Source organism: Burkholderia sp. A2 (genome assembly GCF_001729305.1).
Taxonomy (GTDB): Bacteria; Pseudomonadota; Gammaproteobacteria; order Burkholderiales; family Burkholderiaceae; genus Burkholderia; species Burkholderia sola.
The window spans coordinates 1,255-1,571 of sequence record NZ_LZXX01000007.1 but is presented as its reverse complement, the minus strand read 5'-3'; the positions used below and the strand labels follow the sequence as shown (position 1 = coordinate 1,571).

General features: G+C 74.1%; 1 pseudogene. It reads left to right on the top strand.

Features of this window, described 5'->3' with window-relative positions:
- Positions 1 to 317: pseudogene (locus A9Z05_RS37355) on the top strand (hypothetical protein); the annotation flags it as partial.

Below are 317 nucleotides of genomic sequence, written 5' to 3'. Positions count from 1 at the left end.
TGCTGCTCGCGCTGGGCGCGGCGCTGCGCTCGCCACGGCGCGCGTGGCTCGTGCCGGCCTGGCTGCTGGTTGCCGCCGCGCTGTGGGCCGCGCGCGCGCCGCTCGCGCAGCATTTCGAATGGGGCCTGTATCTGGAGCACGCGAGCTTCAACGTCGCGATGGCGCTGCTGTTCGGCCGCACGCTCGCGGCCGGCCAGGTCCCGCTGTGTACGCGCTTCGCGGCGATGATCCACGGCACGGTCACGCCGGCCGTCGCGCGCTACACGCGGCGGATCACGCTCGCGTGGACGCTGTTCTTCGTCGCGATCGCCGCCGTG